This is a genomic window from Aromatoleum diolicum, assembly GCF_012910955.1.
In the GTDB taxonomy this organism is placed as follows: Bacteria; Pseudomonadota; Gammaproteobacteria; order Burkholderiales; family Rhodocyclaceae; genus Aromatoleum; species Aromatoleum diolicum.
Genome location: NZ_WTVQ01000001.1, coordinates 75,275 through 96,552, shown reverse-complemented (window position 1 = coordinate 96,552; position 21,278 = coordinate 75,275). Strand labels below are relative to the sequence as shown.

Annotated in this window: 18 protein-coding genes; 5 read left to right on the top strand and 13 right to left on the bottom strand. The window is 65.6% G+C overall.

Features of this window, described 5'->3' with window-relative positions; translation table 11 throughout:
- Nucleotides 1-32: 32 nt before the first annotated feature.
- From GPA25_RS00460 to argH, 6 genes are all read right to left on the bottom strand, one after another.
- A complete protein-coding gene (locus tag GPA25_RS00460; RefSeq protein WP_169258382.1) occupies nucleotides 33-1,133 on the bottom strand; it encodes a nucleotidyltransferase domain-containing protein in 1,101 nt (366 codons plus the stop codon).
- 4 nt (nucleotides 1,134-1,137) lie between these two features.
- On the bottom strand, nucleotides 1,138-2,004 hold the full coding sequence (locus tag GPA25_RS00455) for an HprK-related kinase A (RefSeq protein WP_169258381.1): 867 nt from the start codon (nucleotides 2,002-2,004) through the stop codon (nucleotides 1,138-1,140).
- Nucleotides 2,005-2,043: 39 nt separating this feature from the next.
- Nucleotides 2,044-2,262 carry a hypothetical protein gene (locus GPA25_RS00450; RefSeq protein ID WP_169258380.1) on the bottom strand — a complete coding sequence of 73 codons (219 nt, stop codon included), beginning with the start codon at nucleotides 2,260-2,262 and terminating at the stop codon, nucleotides 2,044-2,046.
- A 105-nt stretch (nucleotides 2,263-2,367) separates the two neighbouring features.
- Nucleotides 2,368-3,138, bottom strand: a complete 771-nt coding sequence (locus tag GPA25_RS00445) for a hypothetical protein (protein WP_169258379.1) — start codon at nucleotides 3,136-3,138, stop codon at nucleotides 2,368-2,370.
- A gap of 271 nt (nucleotides 3,139-3,409) precedes the next feature.
- Nucleotides 3,410-4,690, bottom strand: coding sequence for a serine/threonine-protein kinase (locus GPA25_RS00440; RefSeq protein WP_169258378.1), 1,281 nt, complete (start codon nucleotides 4,688-4,690; stop codon nucleotides 3,410-3,412).
- A 13-nt stretch (nucleotides 4,691-4,703) separates the two neighbouring features.
- A complete protein-coding gene (gene argH / locus GPA25_RS00435; protein ID WP_169258377.1) occupies nucleotides 4,704-6,122 on the bottom strand; it encodes an argininosuccinate lyase in 1,419 nt (472 codons plus the stop codon).
- Nucleotides 6,123-6,293: 171 nt separating this feature from the next.
- Here argH and GPA25_RS00430 point away from each other — a divergent pair, with 171 nt between their 5' ends.
- Complete coding sequence (locus tag GPA25_RS00430; protein WP_169258376.1) at nucleotides 6,294-7,058, top strand: LytR/AlgR family response regulator transcription factor; 765 nt, start codon at nucleotides 6,294-6,296, stop codon at nucleotides 7,056-7,058.
- 23 nt (nucleotides 7,059-7,081) lie between these two features.
- On the opposite strand, the gene ppc is transcribed toward GPA25_RS00430, so the two are convergent.
- Nucleotides 7,082-9,826, bottom strand: a complete 2,745-nt coding sequence (gene ppc / locus GPA25_RS00425; RefSeq protein WP_169258375.1) for a phosphoenolpyruvate carboxylase — start codon at nucleotides 9,824-9,826, stop codon at nucleotides 7,082-7,084.
- Nucleotides 9,827-9,998: 172 nt separating this feature from the next.
- Here ppc and hemC point away from each other — a divergent pair, with 172 nt between their 5' ends.
- From hemC to GPA25_RS00405, 4 genes are read left to right on the top strand one after another with little or no spacing between them, the layout of a single operon-like run.
- A complete protein-coding gene (gene hemC / locus GPA25_RS00420; RefSeq protein WP_169258374.1) occupies nucleotides 9,999-10,946 on the top strand; it encodes a hydroxymethylbilane synthase in 948 nt (315 codons plus the stop codon).
- Nucleotides 10,947-10,969: 23 nt separating this feature from the next.
- Entirely contained in the window at nucleotides 10,970-11,767 is a 798-nt protein-coding gene (locus GPA25_RS00415; protein ID WP_169258373.1) for a uroporphyrinogen-III synthase, read from the top strand.
- Nucleotides 11,764-12,996: a uroporphyrinogen-III C-methyltransferase gene (locus GPA25_RS00410; protein ID WP_169258372.1), complete on the top strand. Its 1,233-nt coding sequence runs from the start codon at nucleotides 11,764-11,766 to the stop codon at nucleotides 12,994-12,996. Before GPA25_RS00415 ends, GPA25_RS00410 begins: the two co-directional genes overlap by 4 nt.
- Nucleotides 12,997-13,006: 10 nt before the next feature.
- Entirely contained in the window at nucleotides 13,007-14,182 is a 1,176-nt protein-coding gene (locus GPA25_RS00405; protein ID WP_169258371.1) for a heme biosynthesis HemY N-terminal domain-containing protein, read from the top strand.
- A gap of 59 nt (nucleotides 14,183-14,241) precedes the next feature.
- On the opposite strand, the gene hemF is transcribed toward GPA25_RS00405, so the two are convergent.
- The 6 genes from hemF to GPA25_RS00375 form a co-directional block, all read right to left on the bottom strand.
- Complete coding sequence (gene hemF / locus GPA25_RS00400) at nucleotides 14,242-15,171, bottom strand: oxygen-dependent coproporphyrinogen oxidase (protein ID WP_169258370.1); 930 nt, start codon at nucleotides 15,169-15,171, stop codon at nucleotides 14,242-14,244.
- Nucleotides 15,172-15,173: 2 nt separating this feature from the next.
- Entirely contained in the window at nucleotides 15,174-16,451 is a 1,278-nt protein-coding gene (gene purD / locus GPA25_RS00395; RefSeq protein ID WP_169258369.1) for a phosphoribosylamine--glycine ligase, read from the bottom strand.
- Nucleotides 16,452-16,519: 68 nt separating this feature from the next.
- Nucleotides 16,520-18,115, bottom strand: coding sequence for a bifunctional phosphoribosylaminoimidazolecarboxamide formyltransferase/IMP cyclohydrolase (gene purH, locus GPA25_RS00390; protein WP_169258368.1), 1,596 nt, complete (start codon nucleotides 18,113-18,115; stop codon nucleotides 16,520-16,522).
- A 72-nt stretch (nucleotides 18,116-18,187) separates the two neighbouring features.
- A complete protein-coding gene (locus GPA25_RS00385) occupies nucleotides 18,188-18,424 on the bottom strand; it encodes a helix-turn-helix domain-containing protein (protein WP_169258367.1) in 237 nt (78 codons plus the stop codon).
- Complete coding sequence (dusB, locus tag GPA25_RS00380) at nucleotides 18,421-19,443, bottom strand: tRNA dihydrouridine synthase DusB (protein WP_169258512.1); 1,023 nt, start codon at nucleotides 19,441-19,443, stop codon at nucleotides 18,421-18,423. Before dusB ends, GPA25_RS00385 begins: the two co-directional genes overlap by 4 nt.
- A gap of 89 nt (nucleotides 19,444-19,532) precedes the next feature.
- Complete coding sequence (locus tag GPA25_RS00375; protein WP_246265144.1) at nucleotides 19,533-21,257, bottom strand: diguanylate cyclase; 1,725 nt, start codon at nucleotides 21,255-21,257, stop codon at nucleotides 19,533-19,535.
- Between the last annotated feature and the right edge of the window lie 21 nt (nucleotides 21,258-21,278).

The following is a 21,278-nucleotide window of genomic DNA, read 5'->3' as shown; positions in this document are numbered from 1 at the left end:
GTCGTCCCGGGTCGGAAGTGCGCTGTTTGCGATCAGGCCCGCCCTTCGGCAGCGGGCTCGTTTTTTTTCAGGCGCATCATCGACTTGTGTGCCAGATGGCACGCCAGCAGATGCGGGGGCATGCGCAGCCAGTGGGCGCGGACATAGATCGCCAGGCGTGCGGCGGTGGCCAGCAGGCTTTCGGCCGCTTCGCTCTCGGGTCGGACGGCTTGTCGATACAGCCACGTTAGCGAGCGCGACGGTCGCTGAGCGCCGGAAGCGGGTTGCAACGCTGCAAGCGCCGGAGCGGGAATCTCGCTACCGATCACCTGGTGTACAAGGTGAAGTCCGAAAAATACTGGCGCAGTGAGATCCAGGGTGTGTGCAGCATCGATCACCCGCGGCCAGAAATCCGTTTCCAGGGCTCCTGCACGCAGTAATCCGTCGATGTCGAACAGGTCGCGCAGGCCGTTGTGCAGTTCGCCTTCATGCAACAGATGCACAATGCTGTGGATCAGCAGGTGCTCAGGGCGCGGAACACGGATCGCGGGCAAGCCGGGCAAGGCTTGGGCGGCCTCGATGATGTGCCGGGCATCCGGACGGTGCCGCGAGGTCAGCGGCAGGATCGTGTGGTGCACGTCGAGCACGGTGCCGCGCCGCACATTCACCATCGGTGGCAGCTCATGCATCCACGTTCGGTAATAGCGCTGGTCGTACGGCGTACTCTTTGCTGACATCCAGCCGGCGACCATCAGGCGGATTTCCACGTCGCCCAGTACCTCCCGCGGCACCAGGATGTCGATGTCGCCGAACAGGCGACCGCGGCTGACCGGGTGGCCGGATACGGCGTAGGCCGCGCCCTTCAGCAGCACCACGGGGATGTTCAATGGCGCGAGCGCACGCTGCAGGCCATGGACTTCCCAAAGCACCGATTGCGTCTGACGGCGACCCAGTTGCAGGATTGCGTCGAGGTGACGGGCCGCATCCGCCGGCATCGGAATCGCTGCGCTGCGGACGCGCTCGGCAAGCAAGCCGGCGAGGTTGGCGGCACGGGCGCAGGCGATCAGCGCGGACCATTGCGACGATGTGAATTGCGCCGCTTGGTTGGGCGACTTCAGTGCGGACACGAGTTGTGCGCCACGGATCCCGTTCATCGTGTCATTGGCCGGTGATATCACGCACCATCGTCAGGGCTGCGTCCGTCGAGTCGTACCCGATGTCGAAGCAGTGGGCGCCGTCGAGCATTGCGCAGAGGGCGCGAAAGCCGGTCTCGCCCATGCGATCGCGGTTGAAGGATTGCTCGGCGATTCGGGCGAAGGCCTCGGCGCGGCTGATTTCGTCGCAAAACGGTGGTGAGCTGGCGATGAAGCGCGGAAACACCACCCAGCGGCAGCGCGCGTGCTGTGCCGCGGCGATGCGTGATGCTGCCGGCGGTGCCGCGTGGCTGATGGTGCCCTTGCGGGTGTCCTCGTACCGCGGTCCGAGCGACACGCCGGGGAAGCGCGCGACGATGTCGATCGACTCGTTCTTGAGGCTGATGGGGCGCGGGTTCGGGAGTAGCTTGTCGCTTTCCGGATCCAGGATCGTCAATTCGTCGGATAGCAGGCGCCAGCCCTCGACGAAGGTGAGCGCTGCACACAGCGTGCTCTTGCCTGCACCAGGAAATCCCGGCATGACTAACGCATCGCCGTCGCTGGCGACGACGGCGCCATGCATGACGAGGTAGCCGAGCGGGCGTGATGCCAGACACCAGTTGAGCCCCCATTCGAAAAGGGGGGCGGCCTGGTCGGCCGGCAGCGGCAGAAAGGGATCGATATGGTCCAGCATGAAGTGCGCCTGCGGCCGAAGCCATCTACGCAGTCCCGCGCCACGAATGATGCGGATGTCGAAGTCGGTGAATGGTTCGGCACGCCGGCCTGAGGCGAGTGCGTCCGGATAAAAGGTCTCGAGATGGGCGCTGACCGCGCTGAATGGCGAGCGGATGCGCACCGTGACAGGAGCGAGGTGGAGTGTGGCGTCAATCAATCCGGTTACCCGACTCGCGGCCTTCGAAACGAAGTGGGCTCAAGTTTGCGCCAGAATTCCCTGCTGCACCAGTTCGTCAATCACCTTCTCGGCGATCGCTGCAGTGACATTGGAGTCTTCAACGTCATCGCGGCGGCTGAGGGCATGCCGGATCAGCGTCTCGACACTTTGCGAGCCGGTGTCGGCTGACAACATGACGATGTCGCGCGCCAGGTTCGAGACGACCCAGTAATCGCCTGAGTTGCTATCGAACAGCACGGCTGCCTGCTCGTCTGGCCAGGCAGGGGAGCAGATCATGGCGCGGCCGGGGAGTACCTGAAGAAGCCCTCGTGCATGCGATGAAGCGTCGTCACTATGCACGGTTCACTTTTTCGGCGTGGTATTGCCAGTGTTTCCCTGGCTCGCGGTACTGCTACCGTTGACCTCGCAGACGGCGATCAGATCCGAATTGAGGCTGTACGTATTCTTGATATAGGCGATGATGTCCGCTTCGCCCATCCCCGACGAATCACTGCATACCAGGCTAGCCGGGCAGTATGGTCCGCTGCCCTGCATGGCGGTCCACATGTCCGAAACGTGCGACTGTCGGATGGGATAGTCCGCATGCAAAGTGGCATTGAGCCAAGCCGCGATGAGGTGACTCATCAATTCTCCCGAGGAGAACAGGCTCGGGAAGGCAAGAATCTCCCAAATGCCGGTATTGGCGACTGCGCCGGGCAGTATTGTGTCAACGAGGGTTCCTGCATTGCTCATGACACTCTTCGGGTCCGAAATGACATGACCGTTGTTGCATCCGAGGGAGTCTTCCAGCGCGGTCGTGAATGTCGGAGGGCTTACCCCGACGGAACCCCAGAGCAGTAAGGTGTCCTTGAGTTTCCAATCGGTGGGCGACAAGCCTCCCGAACAGACCTGGGGGACCGGTTGGTGACTGAGGTTTCCGCTTACGAGCGCCGACGGGCTCTGGCAGCTGACCTGCCCCAGGGCGGACCTGGCCTGCACCGCGAGGAAGACGCCGACACTGCCCGCTGCTGCGCCCATAAAGCGACGTCGCGAACGGATTCCCGCCGGCCGTGAAATCTGGCTCGGTGACGGAAGTCCGTCAATGCTGTCGGTCGGTTCAGGGTTCGTGGCCATTAGCTTATTATCCGCAGACAAATCCGCACACGTATGCGACATGCGGCCCCTTGTCATGAAGCACGATTCGTACCGAATTTTAGAGATTTTCATGTGCTTGATTGCACAGCGCTATTTATTTTAGAGCGACGATGCCGCGCTTAATGTGTAAAGAAGACCGACACTTGCACGGCCTGAGCATCCAGCCCACTTCATGCAGATAAACTAGCTCACCGGCAGCGGCGCAGCAAGATGAAGTCCCTGGTACGCGTGACGCCCGTCATGGGATGGATCAAACGTGGGCAATCCGCGCATTGGCGACGGAAAGCCGGGACGACAGAACCTCAAGAAAGCCCTTGTAGAAGTGCATCCGGACCGTGTCGGATGCCTGTAGCAAGGTGTTCGCGTCGATACGGATGAGCTTGAGGGTCGTCGCGGCTTCGACCGAGGCCGAACGCACCGCACCGCTGGCGGCAAACAAGGCCATTTCGCCGAAGCACTCGCCTTCGCTGAGCAGATTCAGCAGGCGTCCGTGCTTTTTCACCCGTGCTTCGCCGGTCGCGACAAAACAGAAGTGGTCGCCGCGCTCGCCTTCGCGCATGACGACGGTACCGGGTTGGACCCGGCTCCAGCGCGAGAAGCCGATCACTTCCCACAATTCGACATCGCTGAACTCGCGGAAGAAGCTCAGTCGGCGCAGGGACTGGAATTTTTCGGCATCGGGAATGCTGGCCCGGTCCGATTGCAGTTCGCGGTTGCGGAAGGCCCGTGCGAGATCGTGGGAAAACTCGGCCCAGTCACGGTAGCGCCGCTCAAGGTCCTTCTCCATGGCACGTCTGACAATGGCTTCGAGCGTTTCCGGAATGTCCCGGCGGATTGCAGAAAGCGCAGGGGGCTCGTCGTGGGCGATGCGATAGAGCAGGCTGTACTGGTTATCGGACTCGTGTGGAAGACGGCCGGTGAGCAGTTGATACATCACCACGCCGAGCGAATAGATGTCGGTCTGGTGATCCAGCGGCAGTTCGCGTACCTGCTGCGGCGACATGTAAGCGGGCGACCCGACGGCGGTGATCTGCGTGGCCTCGCTGGCGGCGTCGAAGGCGGCGCCGAAGTCGGAGAGCTTGATGTCCTGCTCGTCGCGGTTGCTCAGCAGGATATTTGCGGGCTTGATGTCGCGGTGGGTGATCCCTTGACGAAAGGCATAGTCGAGTGCGCGGGTGCACTTGAAGACAATCTCGATCAGCCGGTCGAAGGGCAGCAGGCGATCGGCGGAACAGAAGTCGGCGAGGGTGCCGCCCGCCACGTATTCCAGCACGATCCAGGCGTCGTCCTCGCCGATGTGGGCATCGTGGATCCGGACGATGTGCGGATGAACGAGCCTGCCGGCCAGCGCCGCTTCGTTCGTTAGCAGATGGCGGTAGAGGCGGCCGCGGGCGGGGTCGCGCAGGATCTCGGGGTGGATCCGCTTGATGGCGACTTCGTGCCGTGAGAACGGATCGTAGGCGAGATGAACGGCGCTCGTGGCACCTGCCCCGAGCAGCCGCCGTATCTCGTATTTGCCGATCCGTTCCATCGGCGCTGGCCGCTTAGCCGAGCGTGCTGCGCCCGCGTGCGATCGCGGCGCGGACCTGTTCCGGAGCCGTGCCGCCGATATGTTTGCGGGAGTCCAGCGAGCCTTCGACGGTGAGGACGCCGAAGACGTCGTCCTTGACGCGTTCTGCGGCGCCCGGCACGTGCGCCATTGCCGCACGCAACTCGTCGAGCGAGAACTGCGGCAGGTCGCAGCCCTTGGCCTCCGCGGCGCGTACCGCCAGGGCCACGGCTTCATGGGCGTCGCGGAAAGGCAGGCCGTTCTTGACCAGATAGTCGGCGAGGTCGGTCGCGGTGGCGTAGCCCTGCTTCAGCGCGTCGCGCATCGCGTCGGCCTTGACGCGGATGCCGGTGATCATGTCGGCGTAGATGCGCAGCGTGTCGATCACCGTGTCGGCGGTGTCGAACAAGGGTTCCTTGTCCTCCTGATTGTCCTTGTTGTACGCGAGCGGCTGGCCCTTCATCAGTGTCAGCAGCGAGATCAGGCTGCCATTGACGCGGCCGGTCTTGCCGCGCACGAGCTCGGGTACATCGGGGTTCTTCTTCTGTGGCATGATCGACGAGCCGGTGCAGAAGCGGTCGGCGAGGTCGATGAAGCCTACGCGCGGGCTCATCCACAGGATCAGCTCTTCGGAGAAGCGCGACAGGTGCGTCATCAGCAACGCCGAGGCGGCACAGAATTCGATCGCGAAGTCGCGGTCGCTGACGGCGTCGAGCGAGTTGTAGCAGACCTCGTCGAAGCCCAGTTCGCGTGCGACGAACTCGCGGTCGATCGGGTAGCTGGTGCCGGCGAGCGCGGCGGCTCCGAGCGGCAGGCGGTTGACGCGCTTGCGGCAGTCGGCGAAGCGTTCGGCGTCGCGCCGGCTCATCTCGAAGTAGGCCATCAGGTGGTGGCCGAAAGTCACCGGCTGCGCGACCTGCAGGTGCGTGAAGCCGGGCATCGGCGTCGCCGCGTTGGCTTCGGCGACATCGAGCAGGTTTTTCTGGAAGTCGCCGATCAGCACGAGGATCTGGTCGATCGCGTCGCGCAGCCACAGGCGGATGTCGGTCGCGACCTGGTCGTTGCGGCTGCGGCCGGTGTGCAGGCGCTTGCCGGCGTCGCCGACGAGCGCGGTGAGACGCTTTTCGATGTTGAGATGCACGTCCTCGTCGTCGAGGTTCCAGGCGAATTCGCCGCGTTCGATCTCATTGAGGATGATGCCCATGCCGCGCTCGATGTCGGCGAGATCCTGGTCGGCGATGATCCCCTGGCGCGCGAGCATCTTCGCGTGCGCGAGCGAACCGCGGATGTCCTGGCGCGCCATGCGCTGGTCGAAGAACACCGAAGCGGTGTAGCGTTTCACGAGCTCCGAGACCGGTTCGGAAAAACGGCCCGACCAGGCCTTGGCCGGCTGCGAGGAAGTGGTGTCTGTCATAATGTCCGTGGGTGGAATAGCCTGACCGGAGTCGGTCGTTCAATGCCACGGCAGCCGTACCGTCCGGCCACCGCGCAAACAGACGGAAAAGTATAAAGCAAAAGGCCGATGCCCTTGCCGGGAGGGCGGTGCAACCGGTCGGACGGAGTTTGCTGCGCAGGAGGCGATTCAATGATTTGTGGACCTGCATTGCGTGTCGCGATCGTCGATGACGAAGCGCCCGCGCGCGCGCGGCTGCGCGATCTGCTGGGGGACATTGCGGAGACGCAGCCGACGGTGGTCGTCGGGGTGGCGGCCAACGGGGTCGAGGCATTGCGCCTGCTCGAAAGCGAGCCGGCGGACGTCGTGCTGGCCGACATCCGCATGCCGGTGATGGACGGCGTCGAACTGGCGCGCCACCTGGGCAGGCTGGAGCGGCCGCCGGCGGTAATTTTCACGACCGCATACGACGAGTACGCGGTGCAGGCTTTCGAACTCGCGGCAGTCGACTACCTGCTGAAGCCGGTACGTGCGCAGCGCCTCGCCGATGCGCTGGCGAAGGCCCGTCGTCATCTGCCGCCGTCGGATGCGGCGCTGGCCGGCCTGGCGCCGGGGGCGCGACAGCATTTCAGCGTCAGCGAGCGCGGCCGCGTCCTGCTGGTGCCGGTTGCGGAGGTGCTGTTCCTGCGCGCCGAGTCGAAATATGTGACGGCGCGCAGCGTGGCGCGCGAGTATCTGCTCGACGAATCGCTGGTCCAGCTGGAACAGGAGTTTGCCGGACGTTTCCTGCGCGTCCATCGCAACTGCCTGGTCGCACGGGCGGCGGTCGTCGGCGTCGAGCGCGCGGGCGAGCATGAAGGCGAGACGCACTGGGACGTCCTGCTCGCCGGCCTCGCCGAGCGCCTGCCGATCAGTCGCCGGCAATGGCCGACGGTGAAGCAGATGCTCGGGATCTGAGGGCCGGGAACTGCCGCTTCCTGTCAGCCGCTGTTGCGCAAACCCGCTGCGATGCCGTTGATCGAGATGTGAATCCCGAGCCGGATGCGCGCGTCGTCGTGGCTTTCGCGATGGCGGCGCAGCAGCTCGACCTGCACGTGGTTGAGCGGATCGAGGTAGGGGAAGCGGTTGCGGATCGAGCGCTTCAGCAGCGGGTTGCCGTCGAGCAGTTCGGCCTGGCCGGTGATCGCCAGCAGGGCGTCGACGGTGTCCTGCCATTCGGCGCGGATGCGCCCGAAAATCGCGTCGCGCAGCGTCGCGTCCTTGACCAGCCCGGCATAGCGCGAGGCGATTGCCAGGTCGGTCTTCGCCATCACCATGTCCATGTTCGACAGCAGCGTCGCGAAGAAGGACCATTCCTGGTACATGCTCTGCAGCCGGGCGAGGCCGTCTGCCGGATGTGCGGCGAGCCACTCCTTGACCGCCGCGCCGAAGCCGAACCAGCCCGGCAGCATCAGCCGGCACTGTGCCCAGCTGAAGACCCACGGGATGGCGCGCAGATCCTCGATGCGCGTGCCTTTCTTGCGTGAGGCGGGGCGCGAGCCGATATTGAGTTCGGCGATCTCCGAGATCACCGTCGATTCCCAGAAATAGCGCTCGAAGCCTTCGGTCTCGTAGACAAGGCCGCGGTAGGCCGCGAACGCCGCGTCCGACAGTGTCTGCATGGTGTCGAGAAACTCGGCGCGCGGCGCCGGCGCGCGGTCGGCGAGCAGGCTTGACTCGAGCGTCGCGGCGACCAGCACCTCGAGGTTGCGCCGGCCGACTTCGGGGTTGCCGTACTTCGCGGCGATCACCTCCCCCTGTTCCGTCAGGCGGATCTGCCCCTGCACCGCGCCGCCGGGCTGCGCGAGGATCGCCTGGTAGCTCGGGCCGCCGCCGCGCCCGACCGAGCCGCCGCGGCCGTGGAAGAGGCGCAAGCGCACGCCATGTCGCGCGAACACCTCGACCAGGCCGATCTCGGCCTTGTACAGCGCCCAGCCGGAGGTCAGGAAACCCCCGTCCTTGTTGCTGTCGGAGTAGCCGAGCATCACCTCCTGCATGTCGTCGCGCGAGGCGAGCAGGCGCTTGTAGCCGGGTAGCGCGAACAGGCGGTCCATGACGGACGGGGCGTTGGCGAGATCCTCGATGGTCTCGAACAACGGGATGATGTTGACGTCCAGCGCCTGCTCGTGCGGCCGCAACAGGCCGGCCTCCTTGAGCAGCAGCGCGAGTTCCAGCAGATCGGAAACGTCGTCGGTCTTCGAGATGATGCAGTTGGTGATTGCGGCCTTGCCGAAGCGCAGGTGCGCCGTACGGGCGGCGCGGAAGATCGCCAGTTCGCCTTCGCTTTCGTCCGAGTAGCGCACGTGCGGCGATGCGAGCGGGCGCGGCGTCGCGAGCTCTTCGAGCAACAGTGCGGTGCGCCCGGCGTCGTCGAGTGCGCGGTAATCGGTGCCCGGGCGTGCGGTGGCCAGCAGTTCGGCAACGACGCGCTCGTGTACGTCGGAATTCTGGCGCAGGTCGATCGGCGCGAGATGGAAACCGAACACGCGCACTGCGCGTCGCAGCAGGCGCAGGCGCCCGCGCGCGAGCGCGGCGGAGCCGTTGGCAACGAGCGAGCGGTGGATCGTATCGAGATCCTCGGCCAGTTCGTCGGCTCGGGCGTAGGGTTCCGCCGGTGCGACGGGGTGGCGCGGCGGCTCCGTTCCGAGCAAGGTGCGGTGCGTGGCGGCGAGGCGCGCGTAGATGCCCGAGATCGCGCGCCGGTAGGGTTCGTCGTCGCGGTGTGGCGAATGGTCGGGCGACCGCTCGGCGAGCGTGAGCAGCGCGTCGGAGGCGCTCACCAGGCCGAGCGCCAGCGACAATCGCGCACCGAGCGCATGCAATTCGTCAAGGTAGAAGCCGAGCGCGGCAGCGGCCTGCATGGCCAGCGCGCGTTCCAGAACTTCGTCGGTGACAAAGGGGTTGCCGTCGCGGTCGCCGCCGATCCAGCTCCCGACCTTGAGGAAGGCGGGAAGTTCGAGTGCGCCCAGCGCTTGATCGCGGCTCGCGAGCTGATCTTCGAGGTTTGCGTAGAGGCGCGGAAGTTCGCGCAGGAAGGTCGCATCGAAGTACGACAGGCCGTTGGCGACTTCATCCACGACCGACAACTTGGCCGGCCGCAGCATGCGCGTCTGCCACAACGTCAGCACCGCGCGCCGCAATCCCTCGTCGCTTTCGTCGCGTTCCTCCGGGGTGAGTTCCATGCGGTCGCGCATATCGAGCAGGTGGGCGATGTCGGTCTGGCAGTTGAGGATGCTCTTGCGCTGCACTTCGGTCGGGTGCGCGGTGAGCACCGGCGAGATCGATGCCCTATCGAAGAACGCAGCCAACTCGCCGGCATTGTGGCCACCGAACGCGCGGGTGAGCGCATGGGCAAGGCTGCCCTCGCGCGGCGCGGAGCCGGCGATCAGGTGCGCGCGGCTGCGACGAATGTGGTGCTGGTCCTCGGCGATGTTGGCGAGGTGCGAGAAATAGCTGAAGGCGCGCACCACCTGGATGGTCTGCTCGCGGGACAGTGCGTCGAGGATGCCTTCGAGTTCGACGCGCGCGGCACGGTCGTCGTCGCGGCGAAAGCGCACCGAAGTCTGGCGGATGCGTTCGATTAGGCCGAACACGGCCTCGCCCTGCTGGTCGCGCACGGTGTCGCCGAGCACGCGGCCCAGCAGTCGGATGTCTTCGCGCAGCGGTGCGTCCTTGTCTTGGTTCATGGTCAGTCCGGGGTCCGTGGAGTCTGGGGGGCAGCAAAGAGTGCAATACGCACCCATGCTAGAATGCCTAATTATCGTTGCGCCATTGGCGCCAACCCTGATGTTGCGGCGCGGGAATTTTCGCGTCTGCTTCGAATCCTAAACCATTCCTCCCGTGACGAGTCTGCCCACCGTGAGCGCCACTACTGCCGATTTCACCCCGCCCGAACGCATCGTAATCGCCACCCGCGAAAGCCGTCTCGCCCTGTGGCAGGCCGAGCATGTCAAGGCTCGCCTCGAATCCCTGTACCCGGGTTGCCGCGTCGAACTGCTCGGCATGACCACGCGCGGGGACCAGATCCTCGATCGCCCGCTCGCGAAGGTCGGGGGCAAGGGGCTGTTCGTCAAGGAACTCGAGGCCGCACTGCTCGACGGTCGCGCCGACATCGCGGTGCATTCGATGAAGGACGTGCCGATGCAACTCACCGAGCCGTTCGCGCTGCCGTGCATTTCAGCACGCGAAGTGCCGCTCGATGCTTTCGTCTCCAGCCGCTACGAGAGCCTTGCCGACATGCCGCCGGGCGCGGTCGTAGGCACGTCGTCGCTGCGCCGCGAATCGCAGCTGCATGCGCAGTACCCCATGCTCTCGGTAACCAGCCTGCGCGGCAACCTCGACACCCGCCTGCGCAAGCTCGACGAAGGCCAGTACGACGCGATCATCCTTGCCGCGGCAGGCCTCAAGCGTCTCGGCCTGGCCGACCGCATCCGCGGCGAGTTGCCGTCCGAAGTGTCGCTGCCTGCGGCGGGACAGGGGGCACTGGGCATCGAGTGCCTCGCCAGCCGGACCGACGTCGCCGCATGGCTCGCGCCCTTGAACGATGCGGATACCTCGGCCTGCGTGCGTGCCGAGCGTGCCGTGTCGCGTGCGCTCGCCGGCAGTTGTGAAGTGCCCTTGGGCGCTTACGGCGAGATGCGCGACGGCCTGCTGTGGCTGCGCGGCTTCGTCGCGCTGCCCGACGGCAGCCGCATGGTGCGTGCCGAACGCGAAGGGCGCCCCGAAGACTGCGAATCCCTCGGTCTGGCGCTCGCGAATGACCTGCGCTCGCAGGGGGCCGAGGAAATCCTCGCGCAGATCGGCTGAGATTGCCTGCGGCCGTGTCGGCGATGACCTCGGAATCGATGTCCGGGCGCCACATCGTGGTGACCCGGCCGGCCGGCCAGGCCGACAGTTTGTGCGCGGCGATTGCTGCCCGCGGTGGCATTGCGCTGCGCTTTCCGGTGCTCGCAATCGGCGCCGTCGCGGATGTGACGGCACTCGAAGGCATTGCCGACCGGCTCGATGCCTTCGATCTGGCGTTTTTCGTCAGCCCGAACGCGGTGCGCTACGCGCTGGAACCGATTCTTGCGCATCGCGCCTGGCCCGCGCATCTGCGCGCGGCGACTGTCGGCAAGGGCAGCGAGCGCGCGCTCGCCGAATTCGGTTTCGCGCACGTAATCGCCCCGCAGAGCGGCTTCGACAGCGAGGCGGTACTGGCGCTAGACGAATTTCAACGGGAGTCGATCGCTGGCCGGAACGTAGTGATCTTCCGCGGCGATGGCGGACGCGATCTGCTTGGCGAAACGCTGCGCGAGCGCGAGGCGTCCGTCGAGTACGTGACCTGCTACCGGCGTTATTGCCCCGATCTCGATCCCGCGTCATTGCTCGATCTCGCGGCCCATGGGCATCTTGATGCCATTACCCTGACCAGCAGCGAAGGGGTTCCCAACCTGCTGACGATGGTGGGCGAGGCTGGCTGGCAGCTGCTGAAACACGTTGCCGTCTTCGCGCCTCACCCGCGCATCGTTGCGCATGCACGCGCCGCGGGCTTCCTGCGGGTGATCGAAACCCCCCCCGGCGACGAGGGACTGATTGCCGCCCTCGAATCTCATTTCCAGCAAGCCTCGGTTACACTCCGGCCATGAACGAAGAACATTCAGCGCTCCCCCTGCCCGCTCCGTCCGAATCGAACTCCGTGCCAGACCGCGAAACCGCGGCGAGGAATGCGTCCGCGGCCATTCCGGCCCCGGTAGCCGCAAGCGGTCGCTCCAGCTGGCCCGGTGTGCTGGCAGGGGCGGCCGTCGTCGCTGTCGGACTGATCGCCTGGCAGGTCTACGAGTTGCGCAGCGGCGTTGCCGCAGTGCGTCTGGAAGTCGCGCAGCGGCTGGCTGCGGGCGAGTCGGCGGCGACGGAAAGCCGCGCCCTGTCGCGCCAGCAACAGGAAGCGGTTGCTACGCTGCAGGGCAAGCTTGGTGCGCTCGAAGCACAGGTCGCGGCCACCGAAGGGCAGGCCGCGGCGCTGGAATCGCTGTACCAGGAGTTTTCGCGTACGCGCGAGGACCGCGTGGTGGCCGAGGCTGAGTATGCCGTGGGAATTGCGACGCAACAGTTGCAGCTTGCCGGCAACTCGGAGGCGGCGCTGATCGCGCTGCAGGGAGCGGAAGCCCGCCTAGCGGCGCAGGATCGCGGGCAGCTGTTGTCGCTACGTCGTGCGCTGATGCGTGATATCGAAAGGCTCAAGGCCGTGCCGCAGGTGGATGTGCAGGGCATCGCCCTGCGCCTTGAAGTGCTGCTTGAACGCGTCGACACGCTGCCGCTGGCCTTTGCCGGAGAGCTTGCCGAGAATGTGCCGCCGGTTACGCGCGACGCCGCGGCGGCGCCCGCCGTCGGCGAGCCGTCACCACTGGATTTCGTCACTGCGCTGGCAGGCGATGTGTGGCGGGAATTGCGCACGCTGGTGCGCATCGAGCGGCTTGACCAGTCCGAGCCGGTCCTGCTCGCGCCGGCCCAGAGCACCTTCCTGCGTGAAAATCTCAAGATCCGGCTGCTGACGGCGCGGCTCGCGCTGCTGGCGCGTGACGGGCGTACCTATGCCGCTGATCTGGCTCAGGCGCGCGGCTGGATCGAGCGCTTCTTCGATCAGCGCGACTCGAAGGTACAGGAGGCCCTGTCCGAACTCGCCGCCCTCGTGGCCATGCCGGTCAAGGTCGAGCAGCCGGCGCCCACCGAAAGCATCGCGGCGCTGCGATTGCTGCAGGCGCGCGCGGGTGAGGCGAGCAAGGCGTCGCCGGGCACGGCCGGCGCACCCAATGCTGCGCCTTCCGGCTCCCAGGACACGCCGCCGGCGCAGCAACCCGCCAGCGGCGCACGCTGAGGAGCCGGAAATGCGTGCTTTGATCTGGCTCATCGGAATCTTTGCCCTGGCGGCCGGGGTGGCGATGCTGGCAAGCATCAATACCGGCTACGTCTTGTTGGTGTTGCCTCCGTGGCGGGCACAGCTGTCACTCAATTTACTGATTGTGGGCCTCTTGCTGTCCTTCGTCTGCGCCTACGCGGTGTTGCGCCTGATCGGCAAGACGGCGGCCCTGCCGCGGCGCGTCGGCGTTTTCCGCGAGCGGCGGCGCAAGGACAGGGCCGGCCGCGCGCTGCGTGATGCGCTGCGAGCGTTGTTCGAAGGACGCTTCGCGCAGTCGATGAAGCTTGCCGGCGCGGCGTTTTCCGACGGCGAGAGTCGTGCGATGGCCGCGTTGGTGGCTGCGCGTGCAGCGCATGCGATGCGCGACGACACGCGCTACCGTATCTGGATCGGGCGGGCGTCGGAGCAGGAAGAGGAGTCCCGCGTCGCGCGGCTGATGACTGAAGCCGAGCTTGCCGTCGAGGGGCGCCGCTTCGATGAGGCCGCGGAGCGCCTGGACAGTCTGCGCCTCGCCGGTCATCGGCATATCGCCGCGCTACGCTTGTCGCTGCGGGTGGCATCCGCACTGGCGCAATGGGAAGAGGTGTTGCGCCTGGCGCGCCAGTTGCGCAAGCACAAGGCCTTGTCGGATGAGCAGGCTTCGTCGGTGTTGCGCCGTGCGCACCTGGAGCGTTTGCGCGAACTGGCTGGGGACGCCGAAGGTCTGGCCGCTTACTGGAAGGGCATTCCAGCCGACGAGTTGAACGACCGGCGCATGGTGGAAAGGGCGGTTCCCTATCTCGCCGCAGCGGGGCAGGGGGCGCTCGCACGCAAGACGCTGGAACGCCTGCTCGACGAGGAATGGGACAGTGCGCTGGCCCGTTTGTATGCGCATTGCGGCGAAGGCGACGCGGTGGAATGTCTGGCACGCGGAGAGCGCTGGTTGCGCACGCAGCCGAAAGATGCCGGCCTCTTGTACGCACTGGGGCGCTTGTGCCTGACTGCCCAGCTGTGGGGCAAGGCGCAGAGCTATCTGGAAGCGTCGCTGAATCTGGCTCCGTCGGTGGAAACCCACCTCGCGCTGGCCGGTCTGCTCGAACGCCTGGAGCGCGCGAACGAGGCGCAGGCTCATTACCGTGCCGCTGCACAGCGTTCGATAGCCTGAAACACAACGGCCGCCCGATGCTGCGGCGGCCGTAATTCAGTGTCCGTGAGCTGGAGCCCTCAGCACCAGTCGCGTACCTTGAGAAACTCGTCGTACAGTCGTGCCTCCGGGCTGCCGGCTTCGGGCCGCCAGTCGTAGCGCCATTTGACGATTGGTGGCAGCGACATCAGGATCGATTCGGTACGACCGCCGGACTGCAGGCCGAACAGCGTGCCGCGGTCGAACACCAGGTTGAATTCGACGTAACGACCGCGCCGATAGGCCTGGAAGTCGCGTTCGCGTTCGCCGTAAGGCAGCTCGCGGCGCTGCTCGACGATGGGCAGGTAGGCGCCGAGGAAGGAGTCGGCGACGCTGCGGGTGAGCCCGAAGGCGGTGTCGAAATCGATCGCGCTGTCGGCACCGAGGTCGTCGAAGAACAGGCCGCCCACCCCGCGCGGTTCGTTGCGGTGCTTCAGGAAGAAGTAGCTGTCGCACCAGTCCTTCAGGCGACGGTATTCGGCTTCACCGCCGAAGGGCAGCACCGCAGCCTTGCAGCTGCGGTGGAAGTGGCGCACGTCGTCCTCGATCGGGTAGTAGGGCGTCAGGTCCATGCCTCCGCCGAACCACCAGATCGGCGCCGCAGCGGCGTCGTCCGCCGGCGGCAGGGCGATGAAGAAACGCACGTTCATGTGCACCGTCGGGCAGTGCGGGTTACGCGGGTGCAGCACCAGCGACACGCCCATCGCCTCGAACGAGCGGCCCGCGAGTTCCGGCCGGTGTGCGGTCGCCGAGGCCGGCATGCCGGTGCCCATCACGTGCGAGAAATTGACTCCGCCACGCTCGAAGAAGCGACCTTCCTCGATCACGCGCGTGATGCCGCCTCCGCCACCGGGGCGATCCCAGGCGTCCGTGCGGAACGCTTCGCCGTCGAACTGCTCCAGGGCCGCAACGATACGGTTCTGCAGATCCAGCAGGTATTGCTTGACGATCGTGGAGTCGGGCGCGGTCATGGTCAGTTCTTGCGGGCGACGGCGCGGTGGCCGATGTCGCGACGGAACTGGCGACCCTCGAAGACGATCGCATCGGCGATCTCGTAGGCCCGTTTCTGCGCATTGCGCACGTTGTCGCCGAGGGCGGTGACGCACAGCACGCGGCCGCCGTTGGTGACGATCTGCCCGTCCTGTTCCGCTGTGCCGGCGTGGAACACATGCACGTCATCGGCGTCGGTCGTCGGCAGACCGGCGATTGTGGCACCCTTGCGCGGTGCCTCGGGATAGCCCTCGGCGGCGAGCACTACACCGAGCGCGACACGGCGGTCCCATTCGGCCTCGACCTGGTCGAGACGGCCGCCGATCGCGGCTTCGATCAGGTCCGACAGGTCGGTCTTCAGCCGCATCATGATCGGCTGGGTCTCGGGGTCGCCCATGCGGCAGTTGAATTCGACGACGCGCGGCTGGCCAGCGTCGTCGATCATCAGACCCGCGTACAGGAAGCCGGTATAGGGCTGGCCATCGGCCGCCATGCCGGCGAGCGTCGGCAGGATGATTTCGCGCATCACGCGGGCGTGTACTTCGGGCGTGACGACCGGGGCAGGGGAATAGGCACCCATGCCGCCGGTGTTGGGGCCTCCGTCGTTGTCGAGCAGGCGCTTGTGATCCTGGCTGGTCGCGAGCGCAAGGGCGTGCCTGCCGTCGGCCATGACGATGAAGCTCGCTTCCTCGCCGAGCATGAATTCCTCGATCACGACGCGCGCACCCGCATCGCCCATGCGATTGTCGGTGAGCATCATGTCGATCGCGCCATGTGCCTCGTCGAGTGTCATCGCCACGACCACGCCCTTGCCAGCGGCGAGGCCGTCGGCCTTGATGACGATCGGCGCGCCCTGCGCGTTCACGTAGTCATGGGCAGCGGCCGCATCGGAAAAGGTCTCGTATTTCGCGGTCGGGATGTTGTGTCGGACAAGAAAGCGCTTGGCAAAATCCTTCGAGCTTTCGAGCTGTGCAGCCGCCTTCGACGGACCGAAGATCGGCAGGCCGGCGGCGCGGAAGGCATCGACGACGCCCGCGGCGAGCGGTGCCTCGGGGCCGACGACAGTGAACTGCACCTGTTCGCGGCGGGCGAGCTCGACGAGCTCGGGAATCGCCGTGACGGCGACGTTCTCGAGCAGCGGCTCGCGCGCGGTACCCGGGTTGCCCGGCGCGACGAGCACGCGGGTCACCTTCGGTGACTGGGCGAGTCTCCAGGCCAGCGCATGTTCGCGGCCGCCGGAGCCGATGACGAGAACTTTCATGTATATCTCCGTGCTGCGATCAGAGTCGGGACCATGGCTGCCGATCGCAACGATTTCTTTGCAAATGCTTAGTGGCGGAAGTGGCGGAAACCCGTGACGACCATCGCGATACCCTGCTCGTCGGCCGCGGCGATGACTTCGGCGTCGCGCATCGAGCCGCCGGGCTGGATAACCGCAGTCGCGCCCGCCTGTGCGAGCACGTCAAGGCCGTCGCGGAACGGGAAGAAGGCATCGGAGGCGACCACCGAACCCCGCACCGTGAGGCCGGCGTTCTCGGCCTTGATTGCGGCGATGCGGGCGGAATCGACACGGCTCATCTGGCCGGCGCCGACGCCAACGGTCATGCCGTCACGGCAGTAGACGATGGCGTTGGACTTGACATACTTGGCGACGCGCCACGCGAACAGCAGATTGCGCAGTTCGTCGTCGGTCGGGGCGCGCTTGGTAACCACTTTCAGATCGGCGATCTGGATGCGCGCCTCGTCGGCACTTTGTACCAGCAGGCCGCCACCGACGCGCTTGTAGTCGAGGGCGCCGGCGGGCTTGCCGAGCGCGCAGGTCAGCACGCGCACGTTCTGCTTGGCCGCCAGCACGGCCAGCGCATCGGCGTTGTAGGACGGGGCGATCAGCACTTCGAGGAACTGGGCTGCGACGGCTTCGGCGGCGGCACGGTCGACTTCGCAGTTGAAGGCGATGATGCCGCCGAATGCCGAGGTCGGGTCGGTCGAGAAGGCCTTTCGGTAGGCGGCTTCCGGCGATTCCGCGATGGCGACGCCGCAGGGGTTGGCGTGCTTGACGATGACGCAGGCGGCGGTGTGGCTGTCGCGGTCGAAGGCCTTGACGCATTCCCATGCGGCGTCGGCATCGGCGATGTTGTTGTACGACAGTTCCTTGCCCTGTAGCTGGACGTAGGCGGCAATCGAGCCTTCCGGCGTGACCGGCTCGCGGTAGAACGCCGCGCTCTGATGCGGGTTCTCGCCGTAGCGCAGGTCTTGCACCTTGTCGAATGCGACCTGGAAGCGCTCCGGGTAGGCCTGCTTCGAGACCTCACCGCCTTCCCCGAGGGTGAGCGCCGTGAGGTGGTTGGAGATCGCGCTGTCGTAGCGGGCGGTATGCGTGAAGGCCTTGACCGCTAGCGCGAAGCGGGTCTTGTAGCTCAGCGCGCCGTCGTTCGCCCGAAGTTCGGCGACGATCGGAGCGTAGTCCTCCGGATCGGTGACGATGCCAACGCCGCCGGCTTCATTGCCGTGATTCTTCGCCGCGGCGCGCACCATCGTCGGGCCACCGATGTCGATGTTCTCGATCGCGTCCTCGAGCGTGCAGTCGGGTTCGGTCACGGTTTGCGCGAACGGGTAGAGGTTCACGACGACGAGGTCGATGCGGGAGATGTCGTGCGCGGCGATCGTCTCCATGTGCTCGGGCAGGTCGCGGCGCGCAAGGATGCCGCCGTGCACCTTGGGGTGCAGGGTCTTGACGCGGCCGTCGAGCATTTCGGGAAAACCGGTGTGCTCGGAAACGTCGGTGACCGGCAGTCCGGCCTGGCGCAGCATCGACGCGGTGCCGCCCGTCGACAGCAGCTTGACGCCCTGGGCATGCAGGGCCTGGGCGAATTCAAGGACGCCGCGTTTGTCGGAGACGCTGATCAGGGCTTGGGAGACTTTCATCGTGTGGGTCGCAAGGGATAGTCGGAAGGCTTGATGGCGCGCCGCCGTGGGGAGGCGCTCCGGCAAACGGAGTTACAGCAATTCGTATTCGGTGAGTTTGCGGCGCAGCGTGTTGCGGTTGATGCCGAGCATTTCGGCGGCCACAGTCTGGTTTCCGTTGGCCTGGCGCAGCACGAATTCGAGCATCGGGCGTTCGACATTGCGGATCACCATGTCGTAGATGGCGGCCGGTTTCTCGCCGTCGAGGTCACGAAAATACTGGTCGAGGGTGCGTTGCACCGAATCGGCGATCTCGTTGGCGCGGCTCATGCGGCAAGTTCCTGCGGGAGTTCTGCTTCGTAGCGCAGGCGGGCGTCCTGCTCGGCCAGATGACCAAAAAATTCGTCCACCGCTTCGAGCTGCGTGCGGACATCGGGCAACTGGTTCATCGCACGGCGGAACGCTGCCGAGCCGACCAGCCCCTTGGTGTACCAGGAGATATGCTTGCGCGCGATCTTGACGCCGGTGTCCTCGCCGTAGAAGGCGTACAGGTCGCACAGGTGCTCGCGGCAGACCTGCAGGATCTCGCTGACCAGCGGCGGCGGCAACAGCTCGCCAGTGGCAAGATAGTGCTCCGTCTCGCGGAAGATCCACGGCCGGCCTTGCGCGGCACGGCCGATCATGACGCCGTCGGCGCCGGTGTACTCGAGCACGTATTTCGCTTTTTCGGGCGAGGTGATGTCGCCGTTGGCAATCACCGGGATGCTCACCAGTGACTTGACCTGTGCGATGGTGTCGTACTCCGCTTCGCCCATGTACTGGTCGGCGCGCGTGCGGCCATGAATCGCGATGGCGCGGATGCCCGAGGCCTCGGCGATGCGCGCGATGGCCGGGGCGTTGCGGTTCTGGCGGTTCCAGCCGGTACGGAATTTGAGCGTCACTGGCGTATTCGGCACCGCCGCGACGACGGCTTCGAGGATGCGCGCGACGAGTGCTTCGTCCTGCATCAGTGCGGAGCCGGCCATGACGTTGCAGACTTTCTTCGCCGGGCAGCCCATGTTGATGTCGATGATCTGCGCACCGCTGTCCGCGTTGTAACGCGCGGCTTCGGCCATCATCAGCGGGTCGGCGCCCGCGATCTGCACCGAAATCGGGTCGACCTCACCCTCGTGATTGGCGCGACGACGCGTTTTAGCGCTGCCGTAAAGAAGCGAATTGGACGTGACCATCTCGCTGACCGCGACGCCCGCACCGAGCTTCTTGCACAGTTGGCGGAACGGCCGATCAGTCACGCCGGCCATCGGGGCGACGAAAAGGTTGTTGCGCAGGGTAAAGCCGGCGTACTGCATGGACGGGGAAACGAGCGGGGGAAAGTCGCGCATTTTACCCCATGCGGCGCCGGGCGAGCAGTCGAATGCTCACCCCGGCGACGATTGCGTCACAGCTGTGTGGTATCGGCGTCCGGTGTGCCGCCGGCTTGATCCGGCCCGCTCCCCGCAGGAGGCGGTTCTGCACGGGTCGTACGGTTGCGGCCTTGTGCCTTGGAACGATACAGCGCCGCATCGGCTGCTTCGATCAGACCTTCGGGCGATACCACTGCGAGTTGCGGGAAGGCCGCGACGCCCAGGCTGATCGTGACCTTGAGCCCGTCGACTTCGGAGGCCTCGATGTCGCTGCGCAGGCGTTCGGCGACGGAGTAGGCGCCGTCGAGCGTGGTGTTGGGCAGGATGCCGACGAATTCCTCGCCGCCGTAGCGGCAGGCCAGATCATACTTGCGCAAGGCGTCGCGGAAGTTGTGCGCGACTGCCTGGAGCACGCGGTCGCCCTGGTCGTGGCCATGGGTGTCGTTGAATTTCTTGAAATGGTCGATATCGAACATCACCACGGCGAGCGAGGTGCCGGTGCGCGCGGCGCGGTTGTATTCGGTGTCGAGGGTGTTGTCGAGGTGACGGCGGTTGAAGAGACCCGTCAGTCCGTCGGTCGTCGATAGCCGCCGCAGTTCGTCTTCGAGGCGCTTCTCTTCGGTGATATCGCGCAGCAGTGCGGCGGAGCCGACGACGTTGTGGTCATTGCCGAGAATGGTCGACGCGAACACCTGCAGGACGCGATCCTTGTAGGTGGTCGTGATCGGTTCGCGACTGCCGCCTTCGGACAGCCACTCGCGCATCTGCTCCTCGTTGTCGAGGATCTGGCGGAAACCGTCGGTGGCAATCTGGCTGGCGGATTTTTCCAGAAGACGCTCGGCGGCCGGATTGACCAGCACGATCTCGCCGGTGTTGTCGGTGACGATGATGCCTTCGCCGGCGCCGTGAATGATGGTGGTGAGCTTGTCCTGCTCGCGGCGCAGTCCATCGTAGGTGGTCTTCAGTTCCGAGGTCATGCGGTTGAAGCTGCTGGCCATATTGCCGAGTTCGTCGCGGCTGTGGATCGGCACCTGGTGGTTGAGGTCGCCGCCGGATACCCGCGCCATCGCATTGGTAACCTTTTCCAGGGGTTCGACGACCGTGCGCCCGAGCATGTAGCCGGTCAGCAGCATGGTTGCCGCGAGCGCCAGCGCGAGACCGCCGATGGCGTACTGCCGCACTTCGTAGATGTCGCGTTCGACGGCGGCCAGCGAGGTCGTCAGCTTGATGACGCCGCGCACCTTGCCCGAAGCGCCGTGGCACTTGCTGCAGGCGTCTGCGTATTTGATCGGCGCGAGGAAGGTGAGATTGCGGTGGCCGTCCTGGCCCGGCTCATAAACGGCGATCGTGCGGCCTTCGCTGACGCTGGCGAGAAGACTGGGGTCGTTCGCGGGCAGGACCGGCACATGCATTTCACTGTCGCGCGGCGCGAAGGTTTCGTCCCCACGCCGGCGGTTGACGTCTTCGATCGTCTTGTTGTCGCGGAACGCTTCATCGCCGTTGATGCGCAGGATGCGGAAATCGAGGATGTCGGTGACCTTCTTGAGGCGATCCGCGTAGGATTCCGCGATGTCCGCAGAGCCCGCGAGCATCACCGCCTGCAGGCCCTGGGCCACGCTTTCAGTGAGTTTTTCCATGGTCCGCTCGTTCTGCTTGAGGACCGACTGTTCCTGGAAGTAAGTGAAGAAGACCGCCATCGCCACAAGTACCGTGGTGACGGCAATACCGACCGCAAGCGTGATCTTGTAGCGAATTCGCATGTTTTTATTCATTTTTCGGAG